The organism is Pseudomonas sp. P7759 (genome assembly GCF_013386445.1).
Classification (GTDB): Bacteria; Pseudomonadota; Gammaproteobacteria; order Pseudomonadales; family Pseudomonadaceae; genus Aquipseudomonas; species Aquipseudomonas azotoformans_A.
Map to the genome: position 1 here is coordinate 1 of NZ_JACART010000013.1, position 20,843 is coordinate 20,843.

At 61.3% G+C, this 20,843-nt stretch carries 15 protein-coding genes and 1 pseudogene; 7 read left to right on the top strand and 9 right to left on the bottom strand.

Annotated elements, in window-relative coordinates:
• Window positions 1-2,596, bottom strand: a pseudogene (locus HX823_RS13725) (hypothetical protein); the annotation flags it as partial.
• A gap of 465 nt (window positions 2,597-3,061) precedes the next feature.
• Here HX823_RS13725 and HX823_RS13730 point away from each other — a divergent pair.
• The 3 genes from HX823_RS13730 to HX823_RS13740 all read left to right on the top strand — a co-directional run bounded on the left by HX823_RS13730 (window position 3,062) and on the right by HX823_RS13740 (window position 4,662).
• Window positions 3,062-4,012, top strand: a complete 951-nt coding sequence (locus HX823_RS13730) for a tyrosinase family protein (RefSeq protein ID WP_177075190.1) — start codon at window positions 3,062-3,064, stop codon at window positions 4,010-4,012.
• A gap of 63 nt (window positions 4,013-4,075) precedes the next feature.
• The gene (locus HX823_RS13735) at window positions 4,076-4,267 is read left to right on the top strand and encodes a hypothetical protein (protein ID WP_177075191.1); all 192 of its coding nucleotides are present in this window, start codon (window positions 4,076-4,078) and stop codon (window positions 4,265-4,267) included.
• Complete coding sequence (locus HX823_RS13740) at window positions 4,267-4,662, top strand: dermonecrotic toxin domain-containing protein (RefSeq protein WP_177075192.1); 396 nt, start codon at window positions 4,267-4,269, stop codon at window positions 4,660-4,662. The genes HX823_RS13735 and HX823_RS13740 overlap by 1 nt, the downstream gene beginning before the upstream one ends.
• 20 nt (window positions 4,663-4,682) lie before the next feature.
• Here HX823_RS13740 and HX823_RS13745 read toward each other — a convergent pair whose 3' ends face one another.
• The 5 genes from HX823_RS13745 to HX823_RS13765 all read right to left on the bottom strand — a co-directional run bounded on the left by HX823_RS13745 (window position 4,683) and on the right by HX823_RS13765 (window position 10,342).
• Entirely contained in the window at window positions 4,683-5,165 is a 483-nt protein-coding gene (locus HX823_RS13745) for a CS1 type fimbrial major subunit (RefSeq protein WP_177075193.1), read from the bottom strand.
• A 29-nt stretch (window positions 5,166-5,194) separates the two neighbouring features.
• The gene (locus HX823_RS13750; RefSeq protein WP_177075194.1) at window positions 5,195-5,935 is read right to left on the bottom strand and encodes a molecular chaperone; all 741 of its coding nucleotides are present in this window, start codon (window positions 5,933-5,935) and stop codon (window positions 5,195-5,197) included.
• Window positions 5,936-5,960: 25 nt separating this feature from the next.
• Window positions 5,961-7,196 (bottom strand): hypothetical protein, encoded by a 1,236-nt coding sequence (locus HX823_RS13755; RefSeq protein WP_256350118.1) that lies wholly within the window; start codon window positions 7,194-7,196, stop codon window positions 5,961-5,963.
• Window positions 7,197-7,201: 5 nt separating this feature from the next.
• The gene (locus tag HX823_RS13760) at window positions 7,202-9,724 is read right to left on the bottom strand and encodes a CS1-pili formation C-terminal domain-containing protein (RefSeq protein WP_177075195.1); all 2,523 of its coding nucleotides are present in this window, start codon (window positions 9,722-9,724) and stop codon (window positions 7,202-7,204) included.
• A 129-nt stretch (window positions 9,725-9,853) separates the two neighbouring features.
• On the bottom strand, window positions 9,854-10,342 hold the full coding sequence (locus HX823_RS13765) for a CS1 type fimbrial major subunit (protein WP_177075196.1): 489 nt from the start codon (window positions 10,340-10,342) through the stop codon (window positions 9,854-9,856).
• Window positions 10,343-10,820: 478 nt separating this feature from the next.
• Between HX823_RS13765 and HX823_RS13770 the strand changes: the two genes are divergently transcribed.
• Together HX823_RS13770 and HX823_RS13775 are read left to right on the top strand one after the other, a co-directional pair.
• Complete coding sequence (locus HX823_RS13770; protein ID WP_177075197.1) at window positions 10,821-11,342, top strand: PadR family transcriptional regulator; 522 nt, start codon at window positions 10,821-10,823, stop codon at window positions 11,340-11,342.
• The gene (locus HX823_RS13775) at window positions 11,339-12,106 is read left to right on the top strand and encodes a siderophore-interacting protein (RefSeq protein ID WP_177075198.1); all 768 of its coding nucleotides are present in this window, start codon (window positions 11,339-11,341) and stop codon (window positions 12,104-12,106) included. Before HX823_RS13770 ends, HX823_RS13775 begins: the two co-directional genes overlap by 4 nt.
• Here HX823_RS13775 and HX823_RS13780 read toward each other — a convergent pair whose 3' ends face one another.
• The gene (locus HX823_RS13780; protein WP_177075199.1) at window positions 12,107-12,730 is read right to left on the bottom strand and encodes a Pr6Pr family membrane protein; all 624 of its coding nucleotides are present in this window, start codon (window positions 12,728-12,730) and stop codon (window positions 12,107-12,109) included. It abuts the gene before it with no gap.
• Between the two features lie 4 nt (window positions 12,731-12,734).
• Complete coding sequence (locus HX823_RS13785) at window positions 12,735-12,968, bottom strand: VF530 family DNA-binding protein (protein WP_016977534.1); 234 nt, start codon at window positions 12,966-12,968, stop codon at window positions 12,735-12,737.
• Window positions 12,969-13,110: 142 nt separating this feature from the next.
• Here HX823_RS13785 and HX823_RS13790 point away from each other — a divergent pair, with 142 nt between their 5' ends.
• The gene (locus HX823_RS13790) at window positions 13,111-15,129 is read left to right on the top strand and encodes a TonB-dependent receptor (protein WP_177075200.1); all 2,019 of its coding nucleotides are present in this window, start codon (window positions 13,111-13,113) and stop codon (window positions 15,127-15,129) included.
• Window positions 15,130-15,478: 349 nt separating this feature from the next.
• Window positions 15,479-17,896, top strand: coding sequence for a glucose/quinate/shikimate family membrane-bound PQQ-dependent dehydrogenase (locus tag HX823_RS13795; RefSeq protein WP_177075201.1), 2,418 nt, complete (start codon window positions 15,479-15,481; stop codon window positions 17,894-17,896).
• Window positions 17,897-17,957: 61 nt separating this feature from the next.
• On the opposite strand, the gene HX823_RS13800 is transcribed toward HX823_RS13795, so the two are convergent.
• Window positions 17,958-20,294, bottom strand: a complete 2,337-nt coding sequence (locus tag HX823_RS13800) for a bifunctional diguanylate cyclase/phosphodiesterase (protein ID WP_177075202.1) — start codon at window positions 20,292-20,294, stop codon at window positions 17,958-17,960.
• Between the last annotated feature and the right edge of the window lie 549 nt (window positions 20,295-20,843).

Consider the following 20,843-nt stretch of genomic DNA (forward strand, 5'->3'; position numbering starts at 1 on the left):
ACTTGAGCCAAGGCCCCAGCCGCTGGCCATCGGCACTGACCACCCGCACCCGGTCCTGCTCCATGCGCACGCGAAACTGCTGGCCACGCACCAGCGCCTGCCACTGCTGTTGAACCCGCAACAGCCCTTGCCGGGGCCCGCTCGGCTCGGCACCCGGCAATGCCTTGGGCCAGGGCTTGGGGAAGCTTTTGAGGCTCAACGCCCGCAGCCGCGCCTGCAATTGCGGGGTCAGGGTGTTGCGCGAATTGGCCCACGAGGCGGGAGCGATGAACTGCGCAGGCGCGGCAATCTTGGTCGGCAGCACCGCCGGCGGCTCGACCTTGGGCGCGAACACTGGGTGTTCCAGCTCCAGGTGTTGCTGCCCATCATGGGGCGTGGACTGGTGCGCAACGATCACCATCAGGTTCACCAACATATCCAGCAGCGCCGCGTTGCGCGCCTGCTGGTCAGTGCCTTGCAGCGCGATGATGTCCTGCTCGGCACTGTCCAGCAGTTGCACCAACCAACCAGCCAACATCAAGGGGCCGGACAGTAACGGTTGCAGCGTGCCGAACAGCAACCAGCCGAGCTGCTTGAGACCGGCCCAACGCTGCTCGGCATTGGACACCGACTGACGGTCCGCCAGCGTCACCAGCGCCTGGGCCGTGGCAGCGAACAGTTGCTGGGCCGGGTCAGCCTCGGCCACGGTTTTACTCAGTTGTGCCGGGGCAGGTTTTTCGAAACGGGTAAACTCGTCGCCCACCAGAAAATGCCGTACATGGGGCTCGCGAAACCCACCGTTGGCATACACCGCCTGGCGCCGGGAGGGGATCCAGGTCAGGACGCTTTCCTGCACGGCGCCGGGCAGCTTGATGGCCTCGAACAACGCGTCCAGCGTGGCAAATTCCAGCAACGGCGGCTCAAACAAAGGCCGGTACAGCAGATGGCAACCCGCCTCGCCTTGTTGCGGCCCGATGATGAACATATTCGTCACCGTATCCGCCGTCGATGTGGCCGTGGCCTTGAACGCCAGCGGCCACAGCGCCATGCCCTGGCCATGCACCTTGCGCTCGGCAGCCGTGGCTTGCAGCGCCGCCCGCAGGCGTCGGAAACCTTCGCGGCTGAGGCCGTGCTCACCCTTGAGCTGCCATTCCAGCGCCTGCATCGGCAATTGAATGCGCAACTGCTGGCTGAATCGCAACCCACGACGCGCCACTTCGGTGCTGTCATCGATCAGGTGTTTTTTCAACAACGCCGGGTAGGCCTGGCCGACATCGACTTGCGTCACGCAGGCTTTGAGCGACTCATAACTCAACCAGGCCGGGTGGATCGCCTTGACGGTATAGGGAAAGCCAGCAAGGTTTTCCAGGGCCAGCTCGGTCAGGCTCACATCGATGCGATGCACCTCGCCCGCCGTAAACCCTCCCGGAACCGGCACCGCCGCAGCGATCACCTGCTCGAAAGTCAAAGAGACGTCTTCGGGAGTCAGGGTGGCCGCCTTGGGCAATTTGCGCAGGCAGGTTTGCAGGTGCTCATTGGCATAGCCTTGCAACGTGGGAATGTCCTCCAGAAAGTTCGCGGTGCCGTGTTGCCGCCGGTCGAGCACCAATGCCTGGAGCAACTGCGCATAGGCGATGCACGCATCCGCATCGGCATGGGCCAGCCATAGCGGCAGCTTGTCCAGCCAGTACTGCTGGCGCTCGCTGACCGGGGGCACAAACCAGCGATGGCTGTCGGTGATCATGCCGAGCAGTTGCTGATACTCCGCCAGCGGCCGCGGCACCTTGGGGTTGAGGCTGGCAATGTCGAGCAACTGGCGCTGCAGGTAGCTGGCGGCCAGGGCGTCGAACGGGTCACCCAGGGCGTCGGCGGTAAACCATTGCGTGAGGTGGGTGTAGCTCGGCAGCAGCACTTGCAATGCATCGAGATTGTCCAGCGCCTGCACGCCCGTGGCCGGGTCGAATAACCACAGGCCCGCCACGTTCGGCTGGCTGAACAGCAGCAGCGGCAGCATCTGCGCCGGTTGCCGCACATGCACCGTCTGCACCTTCAGCGCCAGGCTGTTGGCACTCCACATGCGGTTTGGTCGGCGCGCATGCAGCGTGGACCTGGGGAACACCGCGTCAAACCGGGCCTGGGTCATACCTGCCGGAGGGGTTGCGTCATAGAGCAGCTCAAGCAGTTCATCCGACAAGTAGCCCCAACGCGTCATGTTCACCGGTACAGCTTCACGCCACCAGGCTTGCAAACGCTGGGCATACAGCCTCAACAGCTCCGTACCGCAGTGGTTGATCAACAACTCGATGTCGTCAAGGCTCGGGCCACCGGGGACGTAGATTTCGCGCACGCGTTGCATCACCTGGTGATACTGCGCCACGAGCAAGGTCGGGGAGGCAGCCGCCAGGCGCTCCAGCACCTTGTCCGCCAGCGAACGGTAAGGGCCCGTCGGTGCAACCACATACAGGCGCGCGGCCAAATAATTGCGCCCGGTAAAGTGCAGGTCGAGGTAGGCCTGTGCACTGTCGGTAGCCACATCATTCAGCGAAGGCGCCTCGCTGAACAGCGCCTGGACTTTATCAATATGCACTTGGCGCAAGGAGGTTTGGGGAGCGGTCATCAACGTCAGTCTCGGGGTCGTAAACCCCCACCCTAGCGCGGCCCAACGGCCGCCCCGCGCTATCTATCTACCCACTACAGGCATAGGTATCTGGGCCGGTATTCCGGTCCCTCCAAAAGTGAGCCGCTGTAAGAGCGGAACCCTAAGTGGCTGTGACCGCAGCAATGGATATGTACTCCGACCAAAAAGCTCCAGCGCCCGACACATAGCCTTCGCGAGCAAGCCCGCTCCCACATTTGGACCGCATACACCCAGTAAAAATAGCCCGACTGCCAGGCCGTCACGGGAGCAAGCTCCCTCGCCACAGGTCCAGCAGCCATGCTCAAAGTGGTGTAGATACCGATGCCACTACCGACTTACCGGCGCTGGTGTCGCGCTCCGACACAGCGCGATGCCTTGGACGATGGCGCCCATGCGGTGAGGTTTCTAGATTGAGCGCACACCCACCCTTATGAGGCACCGGCCATGGATATCAGGCTGAACCACCGCAACATGACCCGCGAACAGAAAGCCGCTTTTATCGAAGCGCTCCTGCGCTTGAAGAACGACACGCCCAGCGTGCTGCGCCCAGGCCATCAGAATCGCTATGACGACTTTGTCCAGGTGCATAAAAACGCCATGGGCGGTGTCGACCAGTTCCTCCCCATGCCACACCGCAGTTCATTGTTTTTCCCCTGGCACCGGGTGTTCCTGCGCCAGTTCGAACGCGCCCTGCAAACAGCGGCGAATGACATCAGCATCACCCTGCCGTTCTGGGACTGGAGCATGAACGGCCCCAACGACCCGTTCACACCGAATTTCCTCGGTGGCAATGGTGACCGCGCGCAGAACGATCGCGTGGTCACAGGACCATTCGCGCACCAGGCCGACCGCTTCCCGGTGCGCATCTGGGACCTGGATATCGGCGACCCTGGCTTGCGTCGGGTGTTCGGCACCGAAGAAGGGGCCCACCTGCCCAACACCGACCAGGTGACCACGGCACTGTCCAAGACCCCCTATGCCCCCGGCCCGGACTCTTGGGTAAATTTCTGCGAAGGCATGCTGCACGACCCCGTACATCGCTGGGTCGGCGGCAATATGGGCTTCCCCACCTCGCCGAACGACCCGGTGTTTTTCCTGCACCACTGCTACCTCGACCTGCTGTGGGAACGTTGGAAACGCCAGCACCCGACCCTCCAACCCTACCAGCCGGAGCAGGAGCTGGATGCGACACTGGTCTTCCACGCCCCCGACAAAACCGCGCCCTGGCCCCAGACCTGGACCGTGCGCGACGTGCTGAACAGCGAAGCGCTGGACTACACCTATGGCCTGTTCAGCAATGGCCCCGTCGCCTGCCAGGTAATCCCGCCTTGCCCAACCCCACCGCAGCCCACCGGGCCGATCGTCGACCTCGTCGCTGACGACCTAACTATCTAACCCAGGGCACACAACAGCCGGCCCTAGGCTGATGACCTTGTTCACGACTCAAGGTCATCCGCCATGCCCAAAGGCCCGCATTACCCACTGATCAAACACCGTCTGCCCGACTGGCTATACACCACCGCCTGGCTACGGGCGCAGCCGTTGGGTCAGGTATCGATGGCACACTTGCCGCCCCTGCTGCGCAGCGCAGCGAAAAACCATGGGCCGATCAAAGCCGCCAACGCACGGTCAAGGGCGAACGGGGGGTGATGCAGTTTTATCGACTGCGCATGCAGGGCACCTTGCTCACAGGCATTCTGCTGATTTCTGCGGACCTCGACCGGGCCCGCGGCGTCGTGCCCATCGTGGTGTACAGCCCCCACGACCCCCATGGCGCAATCCAGTATTTCGCCAGCACCCTGGCGTTTAGCAACGCCTTGGCCGAGCGCCTGCAACAACCCGCCTACCGTCAGTTCTTCAGCCAGTTCGTCGATCACGCGCAGCGCGAAGGTTTTTTCGCCAGTGTGCTCAAGCGCCCAACCCTGGCCGCCGAACGCATCCTCGCCGCCGGTTTCACCGAAGACGTGCCCAGCGAACAACACCTCGCCCGCCGCCTGACCCGGGAAGTGTTGCTGCAACTGGACACCTACGAGCCCTACCCCTAACCCCCGCGTAACACCGCTCGCTACGGCGCAATCGCATCAAACACCATATGCACCGTGCCAAAATAATGCCCCGGCCGGTAATCGTCGTCCGGCTTGATCGCCGCGATTTCCAACCCTACCCGCTTGCCCGGCCGGGCGTCGGCGGTGGACACCACCTCGCTCTGGGTGAGGCCCAGCTCCACCTCGTTGAACATGACCCGCAGGGCCACGCGGTCGGTGCCGTTGAACAGAAATGCCTCCTGATCCAGCCGAGCACCAATCGCCCCGCCGACGTTTTTCACATCGAACGGCGCACGCAGCGGCGCCAGTTGCGAAGTCACCGGGTTGTACGCCAACTTTTGCTCACGCTGCACCAGTTGCGGGTCCACCGGCAGCACATAGAAGTCGGCGGTGGGGATGGTCACGGAGACCTCGAAGGTTTCGCGCTCGACGGCAGCCTCCAGTTGGCTCACCGACAGCCCGAGGACGATGACCAGAATGACCAGCGCTAGGATCTTGTACATGTGTTCACCTGTCACGAACGGCCCGGGCATCAGCCCTTGACCTCGATTTTTTTGGTCTGGTCGCCTTCGATCAGGCTGAAGCGGTATTCACGCCCGGGCTGTTTGTCGAACCCGTAGGAGCGACCGGCGCGGATGTGATGGCGCAGGGTCGGGCGGCACTCTTGCGGCGATGCGGCGGAGCAGTCCTTGAACTCATCGACCACCACCACGCTGTTGCCATTGTTGTTGAGGGTGTAGCGCTTGCCGTCGTCCTGGATCGCCGTGTCGAAGCGGGTGTTTTTCGGCCGCACGAAGAACACCGTGCCGTACCCCGCCAATACCCGTACGCCTGCCGCCAGGCTCTCTTTGTAGTCGGCGCGCTCTTCATCGGTGACGGCAAAGTCGTCCTCGGCCTGGGGCACCACCGGCACAAAACGCACGCGGAAGTAGCGCTCCTTGTCGCGGTTGCCCATGAACAACAGGCGCGTGCCCTGGGTGCCATTGGCCGGCACGATCAGCCGCGCCGGGCTGGCCATCAAACCGTCACGGGCAGCGGCGCCGACCTGGTTCTGCAAAGGCACTTCGCGGTAGCTGCCGTCATCGGAGTAGATCATTTCAAGGATATTGACCTTGACGAATGCAGTGGACGTACCGCCATTGAATACCCGTTTCATGTAGGTACTTTTATCGCCGCTGAGGTAGTCGTACACCACCCCCACATTGATCTGCGGCCCGGCCTGCGCGCCAAGGGATACCAGCGAGAGCGTGCACAGCATCAACAAACGTTTCATTCACTCAACCTCATTTTTAAGCGCTTTAGACTTCCGAATCCCACACCACAGTGACAGTGCCCGTGTAGGTGCTGCCGGGCTGCCCGAGCATCTGCTCGACGGCATCGGCCTTGATTTCGAAATGCAGGGTGGAAGGCTTGCGGTCGACGTACATCGACGGCTGGAACTGTTCGGTGCCGCTGCCATCCAGACGCAAGGGCAGGCGGTTGACCGGGCGACCGGCCGCGTCGCTCAAGCCGGGCGGCAAGCTGACGGCGACGTCGAGCGGCACTTGGTGACCGGCCGCGTTGCGCACGCTGCAGGTGTTGCCCAGAGGCTCACCGCATTCGAGGGTCATCTTGAATTGCGTGCTGGTCCACAGGTTGAAGGTTTGGTCGCGGAACAACCGGCTCGGCTTGCGCCCATTCTGCAGCCAGGCCTGCCAGCCGCCCTGGGGCTCAAGCTGGATGCGGTTGCCGCCGGGAGGCACTTCGACCTTGAGGTGGTGGTCAACGTCCAGGATGAAGTTGAAGGTCAGGGTGTCGTCGGTTGGGATCATGATGTCGCCGAAATCAAAATCCGCGCTCGGCCCGATGGTGTAGGTGGTGGTACCAACGTATTGGCCTGCGTCCATTTTCAATGGATTGGGGGTTTTCAGCTCGTACGAATACTCGAACGTTTCGTAAAACAGAGTTGAAATGTCCTTGGCCGCAGGTACTGCGCAGGCACCGATGCCGACCGGCGTAATCCACGACCACAACAAATATCGATCGTTGCCAATCGCGTAGCCTGTGGGCAAGCAAGGCCTAGTCGCGTATTGCCACCCACCAGTGCCGTAGAGCCAAAGCCACCGGTCTGAGACTGGCAACACGTACTTACCCCCAATGCCCGCAATTCTGACTTGCAGCGTTTCAGTTTTCGCGGTCACCACATTGGTCACCACCAAGTCCCGCCATTCGGTAGGCACCTTGAACATTGCGCCTTTGCGTGGATCCGTGTGATTGCCCACGATGGGGCCATTGGAGTTGAACTGAACAGCAGTGGTCCGAATACTGAAAATCCCCAACTGCTTGCACCGCTCGGGAATATGCCAAGGGCAAACGCCGCTTTCCGGGGTGGTGTTCTTGAACCGGTTGATCATCGGGTTGGACGGGTCAGGGCGAAATTGCGCAGTTATTTCCTGAACCAACGCCTGGGCGGTTCCAGCCGCCAGGCACGCCCACAAGCCCATGACATACAGTGCGGTTTTTCCAGCGCCCCGCGATAGCTTGACTACAGTCATCCGGCTCACCCTGCTGTTGCCAGGTTGGAACTGTTTTCCGCCAGGGTGTCCGGCGTACAACGCAAATCCCCAATCATCAACACATCACTCTCCTGTCGGGTATTACTCGGGTCGAGCCGGAATTGGCACAACAACTGGTTGGCATAGCGCACTTCCAGGGTGGGCGCGCCGGCGGTCATTTCCATCGAGAAGAAACCGTCCACTTCGCTTACCGCACGGCTGGCGTGGTTGATCACCTGATGGCCCCGCAGCGGCTGGCCGGTTTCATCCACCAGGCGCCCGAGCACGGTCACGGTCTTCATGACGCTGACCTTGCGGTACTCCACGCCGCCCTTGTTCAGGTGGTAGTTGCTGCGTGGCGGCTGAATGTTGGCGGCCGGTGGGTGGTTGCCTTCGAAGTCGAACGCGAGGGTGCTGTTCTTGTAGGCGGTGATCGGCACAAAGTTGCGCCCTGGCCGCAAGCGCGTGCTGCCGCCGGTCAAGTCATCGGCGCGCAGAGTGATGTCGTCGACGTCGGTTTCGACGTCCACGATCATCCCTGCCCCGCCGCCCTGGGGCTGGCTGCTCAGCACCACCGCGCCGCCGCCCACTGCCACGGTGCTGCTGAGGTTCAGGCCACCGGACAGGCGACCGTTGAAGGACGACCGCTGTGCGTAGGTGTCACCGTAGAGCGCATCATTCTGAAAGCTGGCGCGACCGGACAAACCTACGCCATAGGTATCGGCCAGTACCGTGCCGGAGACGCTTTGCAGCAAGTGGTCTTCAAGGGTCTTGGTGTAAGTGAGCGAGCCGTTATGGTCGCGGGTACCATCGCGCGCGGTACGGGTGCCGATGCTGGCCGACCACTGCTCGCCCGGTGAACCGAGGGCCACGCTGACACTGAGATCGATGCCACGGTTGCGGTTGTCACCGGTGCTGGCAGTAGCGGGCCGGTCGAATACCGAGAGGCGCCAGTTGGCATCGCTGCCAAAGAACGTGCCGCGCTCGGTCCAGCCCACATCCAGGCCCACCCCCTCGATGTTGCCTTGGCTGTAGGACAACCGCGAGTTGATCGAACTCGTGTTGCTCAAGCGATGGTTAAGGGACAACGACGTATTACTGGTCTGGCCGATGAACACGTTGCGCTGACGCACGCGCGTGCCGTCCGGCAGCACTTCATAGGTATTGGTGGTATCGAGCCAGCTGCGGTTGTGGCTGAACACCACGCTGCCGGCGCCATAGCTATACAGGGTTTGCAGGTCCAGGCCGGTGCCGTGGTCCTGGGTCTGGTAGACGTTGGCGTAGAGACTGAGGCTATTGCCCAGGGTCCAGTCGATGGACGTGCCGTATTGCATGGCTTCGCGCACTTTGCGCGTCGACAGGCCAAGGATCACCCGTGGGTGCGCCAAGTAATTGAGGCCGGCGCCGTAGGTCAGGAACCCGCTGGACTGCTCGTCCCAGTTGCTCAGCAGTTTGCTTTCGCGCCCGACAAAAGTGTTATAGCGCCAGCGCTCGTCGAGGTTGCGCCAGTTGTTGGGCTTGTAGATCAGCTCCTGGGTGGTGGATGTGGTGAGGCCATCTTCGATCAGGCGCACTTCCACTTCGTAGATACCGCCGGGCAAGGGCCGCGTATCCAGGGTTTGCAGGCCGGCGGCGACCGGCTGCGTATTGATCAGCAGGCCGGCACGGTAGATCTCCACCGAGGCCTGGCGGCTGGCGGTGACATACACCGGGTACACGCTGGGCTTGGGGTTGTTGACCACCAGGCTGTCGGAACTGCCGTACATCAGCCCCATGGCGGTGTCGGGGTTGGCGCCGAACGAGCGGATCTGCCGGGTGAGCCCGTTGGAGCCGGGAGTGAAATAGCCCAGGCGCACGAAGTTGCCTTCGAGTTCGCGCTGGGTGTAGAGCTCGTGCATGGCGTGATACAGCGTGGTGTCGTTGCCGCCGATACGCGACAACTGCAGGTTCATGGCCTGGGTCCAGTTGCCCATGCTGGAGCTGGCGACAAGGCCATAACGGCCGCCGACGGCTTCGTTCTCGCCACCGGTAACGTTCAATTGGTTATTGACGATCAGGCCAAGACTGCCGGTGTCCGGTTGATCATAAAACTGTTTGATCTGGGCGTTGCGCTCGACATTCTCGGTGAGAATCGACACCAGTGAGTTTTCCAGGCTGTAGTGCACGGCCAACAGTTGCGACGGGCAACTTTGCTGGCAACTTCCCAGCAGCAAACCTTGTTGCAGAAGTTGCTCCCAAGTTGAACGGGTGGTGGCAGAGACGGGGCTATCGCCGATATCATTGAATTGCAGCAAGGTAATACGATCATCGCGTCCTAATACAATCATGGCTTCGCCCAGGAACTGTTGATCCAGTTCCACGCGCACTGCCAATGGCACATCGAAAAAGTGTTGTTCAAAATCTTCTGGCAGTCCCTTGGACTGAGATAACAGACTGCCGGGCGTGGTGCCGGGGGTCGCTGGCGCGGCCAGCGCACTGGCGCACAGCAAGAGCGCAAGCGCGCCCGCAATTGGCGTCATCGAAAACATGGACGGAATACTCGTCGGTACGGACAGTCGGGACGGTTGAACCAGGCCGGCGTTCGGGGAGGAAGGCGCCGGCCGGTCTTTTCATACCCCCATGGCCAGGGCGGCCTGGGGGTTACACACCCGCTGGAATCAACGTGGTACTGCGTCGAAGATCACGGTGTAGCTGGCGGTGTACAGGCCGTTCTGGGTGTCTGCCGGGCGAGCCGGAGCGATCACCAGGTCAGCCTGGGTGCCTGGGGTAGATTGTGGATCATCGACCACTTCCTGCGAGGTGCCCGTCAGAACCACGCCGTTGAAGGTGTTGGTCAGGGCAATGCTGTCCGAACCGTTGTACAGCGCAGCGGCGGTTGGGCCGCCTTCGATGTAGGCATTGACCGAACCGTCGGTGTTTTTCACATCGAAGGTTGCCCGCAGGGAACTGAGTTCACCGCTGACAGGGTTGTAGTTCATGGTCTCGTCTTTACCGAAGTTCGGGTCACGAGGCTGCGCGTGGAACTGCTTGGTTGGAATATCGGCCGTGATGCTGATGGACGAGCGTGCGTCATCGGCAGCGATGGCGATGGAGGAACTCAGGGCGGCCGCAACGAAGGGGACAACTACGGCGAGTGTCTTGAACATGGTGATTACCTGTCATCTAAAGAGGGGTTCTTAGAAGCAGTTGAAAAACGACATGCTTTCCAACTGTTTGCATTGCAAGTCGGTGACTTGTTCAACGCCAGGTAAGTATCGAGTTCAACATCCTGAAAGTAAGCAGGTAAATTCAATTAGTTGCGTAGCCTTATGACACTACCATCGATAGGAAACTTATGGCATTTTGCCAAAACTTAAAATCCGACTGTAAGACATAGACTACGCGAGACTTAATGAGAACTCTTTAGTTGCGCGCTTATCCGTAAGAATAGGATTACACCCAATAAAAAACAACCGAATTTATTAGACTTAACCCACTCAACGCTTAACTTGAGTAGTTGCTCTAGCTTATCTCGCCGTCACGCGCGAGCGACCTGAGTGACGGAATGCCGTCCGTCGGACGCTCTTGCCAGCCACTTAAGATATATCTTACGCTATATCTAGACATACACAGAGGCGCCTACTCATGCGAGACCATCCTCACCAGCGCGACGGCTTTGACCCGCGCGCAGGCCGCAGTCGCGGCCCACGGGTATTTGCACCCGGCGACTTGAAATTGCTGCTGCCGGCGCTGATCGCCGAGCAGCCGTGCCACGGCTATGACCTGATCCGCCGCATCGAAAGCCTGTTCGACGGCGCCTACACCCCCAGCCCCGGCGTGATCTACCCGACCCTGACCTTCCTGGAAGAAAGCGATTTGATCCAGGGCGACGCCGATGGCGGAAAAAAACGCTACACAATCACCGACGCCGGTCGTCTCTTCTTAAGCGAGCAAGCGGTCGCCCTGGACGGCGTGCGCATGCGCATCGACGTGAGCAAACGCTCACTGCGCGGCCATGACCGCCCGCCCGAGATCCACGAGGCTGTGCACAACCTGCGCCACGCCTTGCACTCGCACCACGGGCGCTGGAGCCCGGAAGAAATCGTTCGTGTCGCGGCGCTGCTCAATCGCACCGCTCAAGCCATTGCCGACGGGAAAGACCAATGAATACTCAAGTCATCCATCGCGTTACCCACGAAATCAAACGCCGCCGCCTGCAAGTGTTGCGGGTGGTCGACATCACGCCACGCATGCGTCGCATCACCCTGGGCGGGCCTGAGCTGGCGGGGTTTGTCAGCCTGGGGGCCGACGATCACATCAAGCTGCTGTTCCCGCAAAACGCTGCTGAACAGGCTGCGCTGGAAAGCCCGACCTTCACCATCAAGGGCGACGGCCCGCAGCCGGCCATGCGCGACTACACGCCGCGTCGCTTTGACCTGAGCATCGGCGAACTGGATATCGACTTCGTGCTGCACGGCGATGGCCCCGCGTCCACTTGGGCCGAGCAGGTGCAGGTCGGCCAACACCTGTATATCGGTGGGCCACGGGGCTCTTTGATCGTGCCGGATATCTTCGACAGCTACTTGCTGATCGGCGATGAAACCGCCCTGCCCGCCATCGCGCGGCGCCTGGAAGAATTGTCGGCGGGGCGTAAGGTGCTGGCGGTGATTGAGATCGCCAATGCGCAAGAACAGCAGCCGCTGCAAAGCGCCGCCGATGTTGAAGTGATCTGGGTGATCCGTGGCCAGGATGACCTGCTCGAAACCGTTCAAAACCTCACGTTGCCGAGCGGTTCGCTGTACAGCTTCGTGGCGACTGAAACCAAGTTGTCGCGCCGCGTGCGCCGTGTGCTGCTGGACACGCACAAGGTCAATGAGGACTACCTCAAGGCCGTGGGTTACTGGCGTGCCGAAGGTAGCGAAGAGGAATGATCAGCGCCGGGGCTTGATCAGCTTATCCAGCCCCACCACCGCCAACGCGATCAGCACAAAGCCCATCAGAATCCCCCCGGCATTCACAAAGACCTGTGGATAGCCGAGGGTGCTCACGTCAATGAACGGGTACTGATACTGCCCGAGCAAATCCCCCCGCAGCAGTGCGTAAGCGAAGTACACCAGCGGGTAAATCACCCAGCCGCCGATGTGCTTCAAGCGTAAATCACCCTTGGGCACACATCGCCACCAGTAGATGAAAAACAGCACTGGCATCACGTCGTGCAGCAACTCATCGGCGATGAACTGGAAGCCTTCGGGCTGCCACAGATGGCGCAGCAGCAGGTTGTACGCCAGGCCTACCACCAGGATGCTCACGGCGATGCCACTGCAGATTACCGGCGCAAGGAAAAACCGCTTCGCAGGGGAATCACGTTTCACCAGCGCATAGCTCAACACCACCACCGCCAGGGTGTTGGTGAGCACGGTGAAGAAGCTGAAAAAGTTGATCAACCCGCCCAACAGGCTGGCACCGGATTCCCAGCGCGAATAGAAAATCAGGTATTGCTGGATCGCCAACCCCGCCCAACCGGCCAGCGCCGCTGCCGCCACGAACCGCTTCATCGAATCAATCCAGCGGGCGTTTGGTGCGCATCAGTTTTACGTACAAGCCTTCGACTTTCTCCCGTGCCCAGGGAGTTTTGCGCAGGAACGTCAGGCTCGACTTGATGCTGGGGTCGCTCTTGAAACAGCGGACATCAATGCGCTCGGCCAGGCCTTCCCATTCGTAGTGTTCCACCAGGGTGGTGAGGACGTGCTGCAAGGTCACGCCGTGGAGTGGGTCGTTGCTTGTCGCGGTCATGCCGGGCCTTTTACAAAAAAGTAGAAATACAGCCGGTCACTTTAGCACGAAGAAAAAAGTTCCCGTTCTCAACGAAAAAGAGATGTTATATTGTAACTATAACTTTCAAATCTTTTAGTCGTTTTGCCAAGGAATGTGTCCGATGTCCCTCTCTTCTCTCTGGCGCTTGTCCCCGCTTGCCGCCGCCCTGTTGATAGGCTCCGAAGCCCACGCGCTTGAACTGCAACCCCAAGTCATCACCGGCAACCCGTTGGGCAGCGAACAGCTCGCCTCGCCCACCACCGTGCTGGAAGGCGATGACCTGACCCTGCAACAAAAAGGCAGCCTCGGCGAGACCCTCAACAAGCAGCCGGGTGTGTCCTCGTCGTACTTCGGCCCCGGCGCCAGCCGGCCGATCATCCGTGGCCAGGACGGCGACCGCATTCGCATCCTGCGCAATGGCGTGGGCGCGCTGGATGCGTCGTCGCTGTCCTACGACCATGCGGTGCCGCTGGACCCGGTCAACGTCGACCGCATTGAAATCGTGCGCGGCCCGGCGGCGCTTTTGTATGGCGGCAGCGCCATTGGCGGCGTGGTCAACACCTTCGACAACCGCATCCCCACGGAAGCCATCGAAGGCATCCACGGCGCTGGCGAATTGCGCTACGGCGGCGCCGACACCACCCGCAGCAGCGCGGGCAGGTTGGAAGCGGGTAACGGCACCTTCGCCCTGCACCTGGATGCCAATGCGCGGGAATTCAACGACCTGAAAATTCCCGGCCAGGCCCGCAGCCGTCACGCACCGGAAAGCGACGACGCACCGGGTAAAAACGGCCGCCTGGGCAACAGCGATGGGCGCCAGGACGGCGGTGCCGTGGGCGGTTCCTACACCTGGGACGACGGTTATGCTGGTTTGTCCTACAGCAATTACGACGCGAACTACGGTTCCCCGGCCGAGCAGGACGTGCGCATCCGCATGAAGCAGGATCACTACGCGTTCGCGTCGGAGATTCGCAACCTGCAAGGCCCGTTTACCTCGGTAAAACTCGACGCGGGTTACACCGACTACGAACACCGCGAAATCGAAGGCGGCGAAACCGGCACGATCTTCAAGAACAAAGGCTACGAAGCGCGCGTTGAAGCCCGCCATCAGCCGATTGGCCCGTTCGATGGCGTCGTCGGTGCCCAAGTCACCCGCAATGAATTTTCGGCCCTCGGTGAAGAAGCCTTCGTGCCGCAGACCGACACCAATGCCGGCGCGCTGTTCATCCTCGAAGAAATGCAGGCCACCGAACGCCTGAAACTCAGCCTCGGCGGCCGCCTGGAACACACCAGCGTCGACCCGGACGCCAAGGGTAACGCGCGTTTTGCCGGGGCCGACAAATCCAACGATTTCACTGCAGGCAGCCTGTCGTCCGGCGCGGTCTACACCCTCACGCCAGTCTGGTCCCTGGCCGCAACCCTGGGCTACACCGAACGCGCGCCGACCTTCTACGAGCTGTATGCCAACGGCGCCCACGTCGCCACCGGCACGTACGAACTGGGCGATGCCAACCTGAAGAAAGAAAAAGCCGTGTCCAGCGACCTGGCGCTGCGCTTTGACAACGGCACTCACAAGGGCAGCTTCGGCGTGTTCTACAGCCGCTTCTCCAATTACATCGGCCTGTTGGGCAGCGGTCGCACGCTTAACGATGAAGGTGAAGAAGACGCCGGCGGCATCCCCGAGTACAAATACTCCGGCGTGCGCGCCCGTTTCGCCGGCTTTGAAGCCCAGGATCACTGGAAACTTGGCGAAAGCGCCTACGGCAAGTTTGCCTTGGAGCTGTCGGGCGATTACACCCGCGCCACCAACCTGGACACCGGCGAAGCCTTGCCGCGTATTGCACCGCTGCGCTTGAACAGCGGCTTGCTGTGGGAACTGGACCGCTGGCAGGCACGCATCGACGTGGAACATGCGGCAGGCCAAGGCCGTGTGCCGGATAACGAGAGCGGCACCGATGGCTACACCACCTTGGGAGCGAGCGCGGGTTATCGCTTCAACATGGGTGGCAGCCAGTGGCTGGCATTTGTGAACGGTGAAAACCTGACCAACCAGACTGTGCGGTATGCCAGCTCGATCCTGCGGGATATTGCGCCGGCGCCGGGGCGGAGTGTGCAGTTCGGCGTGCGAACCACTTTCTAAAGCTCCACCCATTCAAAGGAAGCCCGCTCACCACAATCACTGTTACCAATTCAGAAAAGATGCATATCGCGATTCGTCCTTTCTCTCCAAGACAACTCCCTTTATCCTTGCCCGCAACAAACTGAAACGTTTCACTTCCGCGGTCGACCCCATCTTGCCGAACCCCCCATTCTTTCAAGACAGCGCTGTCTTACATCGACCTGCGCCTGGGGATAAATCGCCCGTCTGTGGATAACCCCACTTATCCCCAGAAAAACCGAATTTACGCTGAACCAAGCCCGTGTCGAATCGTCATCTACAGTGAAGAAACACGGGGATACATAATTCCAACGTCACGGAGAAACACACTATGAGCACTGATGGTGCTTCGAGCCCTAGCCGCCTGCTGCCCAGGCTGCTCGGCGTCTTGCTGCTGATCATGGGCCTGGCCTTGCTGGCCGGGGGTATCAAGCTGACGATGCTTGGCGGGTCGCTGTATTACCTGCTGGCCGGTATCGGCATCACCTTGACCGGCATCCTGCTGCTGGCCACCCGTCGCGCCGCGCTGGGCCTGTACGCACTGGTGCTGTTCGCCAGCACGGTGTGGGCCCTGTGGGAAGTCGGCCTGGATTGGTGGCAGTTGGTGCCGCGCCTGGCGCTGCTGTTTGCCCTGGGCATCGTCATGTTGCTCCCGTGGTTTCGCCGTCCGTTGCTGCGTGGCCAACCTGCCCCGCTGGGCACTGGCGCGCTGAGCGTGGCCGTGGTGCTGGCGGGTGCTACCGCCCTGGCCAGCCAATTCACCAACCCCGGTGAAATGGTCAAGACCGGCCAACTCGACCGCGATGCAGTCCCTGGCATGGCCAGCGCTGCACCGACACAGGCGGATGGCGACTGGAACTCCTACGGCCGTTCGGCCTACGGCGATCGCTACTCGCCACTGGCGCAGATCACTCCGGAAAACGTGGGCAAGCTGGTGCCAGCATGGACGTATCGCACCGGCGACATCCCTGGCCCGAACGATCCAGGCGAGACCACCGCAGAAAACACCCCGCTGAAAGTCAACGGCATGCTCTACGTGTGCACGCCGCACAGCCAGGTGATTGCGCTGGACCCGGACACCGGCAAGGAAATCTGGCGCTTCGATCCGAAGATCAGCAGCATGGGTGCCGAGAACTTCAAGGGCTGGGCGCACATGACCTGCCGTGGCGTGTCGTATCACGATGACGCCGCCTACGCTTCCGAGCAGAGTCCGACTGGCAGCGCCAGCCCGGCTGCCGCACCGAATGCCTGCCCGAAACGCATCTTCGTGCCGACCGCCGACACCCGTCTGATCGCCCTCAACGCCGACACCGGCAAGATGTGCGAAGACTTCGGTGACAAAGGCCAGGTCGACCTGCGAGCCAACATTGGTGGTTTCGCCCCTGGCGGTTACTACTCCACCTCGCCACCGGCCGTGACCAAGAACCTGGTCGTGATCGGCGGTCACGTCACCGACAACGTCTCCACCGACGAGCCGAGCGGCGTGATCCGCGCGTTCGACGTGCACACCGGCAAGCTGGTGTGGAACTGGGACAGCGGCAACCCGGACGACACCACCCCGTTGGCCGAAGGCAAGACCTACACCCGCAACTCGCCGAACATGTGGTCCATGTTCGCCGTGGATGAAAAACTCGGCATGCTCTACCTGCCGATGGGCAACCAGATGCCCGACCAATACGGCGGCGACCGTACCGAAGATTCGGAAAAATACAGCGCCGGCCTGACCGCCCTGGACATCGACAGCGGCCACGTGAAGTGGACCTTCCAGTTCACTCACCATGACCTGTGGGACATGGACGTGGGCGGCCAGCCGTCGCTGATCGACATCAAGACCGAAGCCGGCGTGAAGCAGGCGGTGATGGCGTCGACCAAGCAAGGCAGCATCTACGTGCTGGACCGTGCGACCGGCCAGCCGGTAGTGCCGATCCACGAAGTCGCTGTACCGCAAGGCGCAGTGGCTGGCGATCACACCTCGCCGACCCAACCGAAGTCCGACCTTAACTTCATGCCACCGCCGCTCAAAGAGCGTGACATGTGGGGCGTGACGCCGTTCGACCAACTGCTGTGCCGCATCGATTTCAAATCCATGCGCTACGACGGGGCCTTCACGCCACCTTCGCTGCAAGGTTCGATCGTTTACCCAGGTAACTTCGGCGTGTTCGACTGGGGTGGCATTTCCGTCGACCCGGTGCGCCAGATCGCGTTCGTGAACCCGAGCTACATGGCGTTCAAATCCAAGCTGATCCCAGCCGCCGACATTGCCAAGCAAGGTCCACGCGTCAGCGAAACCGAAGGCGTGCAGCCGAACAAAGGCGCGCCGTACGGTGTGATCCTCGAAGCGATGCTGTCGCCAATGGGCCTGCCGTGCCAGGCACCGGCGTGGGGTTATGTGGCGGCGGTCGACCTGACCACCCACAAGACCATTTGGATGCACAAGAACGGCACCGTGCGTGACAGCGCGCCGGTTCCGATCCCACTGACCATGGGCGTACCTAGCCTGGGCGGCACGTTCACCACCGCCGGTGGCGTGGCGTTCCTCAGCGGTACGCTCGACCAGTACCTGCGTGCCTATGACGTGAAAAACGGCAAGCAACTGTGGGAAGGCCGCCTGCCAGCAGGCGCGCAAACCACCCCGATGACCTACACCGGTAAAGACGGCAAGCAGTACGTGCTGGTCATGGCCGGCGGTCACGGCTCCCTGGGCACCAAGCAGGGTGACTACGTGATGGCGTTCAAACTGCCGGAGTAAGCTTCACTGGCAGTAAAACAAAGGCGGCTACCGGTCTAGGTAGCCGCCTTTTTTGTGCCGGTTAAATCGGCACACGCTCGCGACGCATCCACATCTCGAACGCCATGGCATTCAACGGCCGGCTGATCAGGTAACCCTGGGCAGTGTCGCAATTCCACTGTTTGAGCAGCTTGAGGCTGGGGGCGAATTCCACGCCTTCGGCCACTACCTTGAGACCGAGGTTGTGGCTCATCTCGATGGTGGAGCGCACGATCACCCCGTCGCCACTGGTGCTGTCGAGGTTGCGTATGAAGGATTGGTCGATCTTCAACTCCTGCACCGGCAGGCGCTGCAATTGCGCGAGCGATGAATAGCCGGTGCCAAAGTCATCCACCGACAAACTGATGCCACAGCCGCGCAGCTGCTCCAGCACACTGAGGGCCTGTTGCGGGTTGTGCATGATCGCGCTTTCGGTGATCTCGAAAATCAGCTGCTCGGCCTCCACCTGATATTGCATCAACAGCGCAGTGACCCGAATCGCCAGGTCATCATCGGCCAAATCGTCCACCGAGATATTCACCGACAGCTGGATCAGCATGCCGCGTTGTGCCCACTCGGCGACCTGGCGGATGGCTTCTTCGATCACCCACAGGGTCAGGCTGCTCATGCTGCCGGTGCGTTCGGCCAGGGGGATGAACTCTGCCGGAGACACCTGCCCGAGGGTCGGGTGCTGCCAGCGCAACAAGGCCTCGGCCTGGCGTACATGGCCGTGCTTGAGATCGAGTTTGGGCTGGTAGCACAGGAACAACTCGCCCTCGATGGCGGCGCGGCGCAGGTCGCGGATCAAGGTGATCTGGCGTTGGTGGGCCAGGTCGCGGTCCTGCTGATAAATCTGCAAATGCCCCGGCAGGCTGGCCGCGTCATGCCTGGCGATGGCGGCGCGGCCGATCAGTTCCTCCACCTGCTGGCCGTCAGCCGGGTAGGCGGCGATGCCGATGCTCACCTCGTGGCGCAACTCGTCATTGCCGATGCGCTGGGGTTCGGTGAGCAGTGCGTAGAGACGGTCGGCGCGGGCCACGGCGCGGTCGACCTCGGTGTTTTCCAGCAACAGCAGGAACTCACTGCCGGCGATACGCGCCGCCGTATCGCTGGCCAACAGGCTCATGGACAGGCAGCGACTGGCTTCGCGGAGCATTTCCTCCACGCCTTCAGGGCCGAAGCCTTCGTTGATCACCCGGTAATTCTCGATGCCGACGTACAACAACACCACGGGCCGCCGCGCACTGATCGCACTGCCCAGGCGTTCCATGGCCAGGGCGCGGTTGGGCAAACCGGTGAGCGGGTCATGCAAGGCGTTGTGCGCCAACTGCCGCTCGCGCACGGCGATACCGCTTTGCATCGCGTTGAAGGCGCGGGCCAGCAAGCCGAATTCATCATGGCTACGCACCCGCACCGGCGTGCGGTAATCACCGGCACCGATACGCTCCGCCGCCTGCACCAAGGCGTTGAGCGGGCGCGATACCCGTCGCGCCAGAAACAACGCACCGGCCAAGGACACCAACAGCACTGCCAGGGCAATCCCGAGGAACTGCCGGTCCAGCGGCGCAAAGGATTCCAGGGCGTGGTCCAGCGGACTCTGCAGCAGCACCCGCACGTCATCGCCGTCGCCAGTGTTGGCCAGCGGCAATACCTGGCTGAGTACACGCTGACCATAGAACACGTGGATCTTCGGCTCGGGGTCGACATGCCCTTCGCGCAACAAGCTGAGCGTGCCGGCCTGGTAAGCATCCGGCTGGGTGCTGTACAGCGGGCCCGGCGTGCCGTTTTGCACACTGAGGAACGACACCTCCAGGTTGCTCATGGAGCGCAGTTCATTGGCGAACAGTTTGTCCATGGGGAAGCCCATGACGATGCGCGCGATAGGCAACTCTTCGATCACTTCATCCTGCACCAGCAGGTACGGCCGTCCATCCATGGCCACGATCAGCATCTGCAGGCCTGAGCGTCGTGCATGGCGCAGGGCGTCGTCATAGGGGAACGGTTGGCCGCGCGTGAGGATGGGCAAGGTGCTGACCATGACCTTGCCATCCAGGCCCAGCACAAACACTTCGCTGGAACGGATGCCCGTACCGTGGCGACGCAGGGCGGCAAGAATCGGCACAGTCATGCCTTCGGCCACGGCTTGTTTGAACGGGAGGTCGACGGTCAACCAGTCGAGACCGTATTGCAGGCGACGCCCGCGCAGGTCGATCAGGCGCTCGAACACCTGGCTGCCGGTTTGCAGTTGGACTTGCGCCTGGTTTTCCACAGCGCGGGTGGTGGCGGTCTTGACGGCGAAATAGGTGGCGGCGACCACCACCAGCAGTAACAGCGCCAGCACCCCGGCGATGCGGGTTTGGAACGTATGGCGCCACCTCATTGCAGTGCCCTCTGGCAGCGTTCGCCTCTCTCTGCCACTACGTCCCTTTGTCATGTGCATTCCTTGCGACTGCTGACCTGGCGTCAAAAAAATATCCATTTGGATTGAATATTAGGTCTTAGGAGATTAGCTGGGACTTGGGTTAAGTGCACCCAATAAAATCGGGGAGTTTGGTGGCGGTTTTTTGGCGACAATGGGTTGGCTAGGGGGCATATCCGTTATTTGGGTAATGGCTGATAGGGGTTCCGCCCTTACGGCGGNNCGCCTAGGCTCGGTGTGCCCTCACTCCGGCCAGCGTGTTTAACGGGGCGCCTAAGATCAAAATCAAAATCAAAAGCGCGGCGGCCTGGTAGCCGACCGGTTTCTGGAAGCCGCTCTCGGTCCAAATGTGGGCTTGCTCGCGAAGGCGGTGTGTCAGCGATTACATCTCTGACTGATCCACCGCTTTCGCGAGCAAGCCCGCTCCCACAGTTTTGATCTCCTATATCAGGTAGATATCAATCTGCTCTAGCTCTGGCTCTGGCTTTGTTTTTGATTTTGATCTTAGGC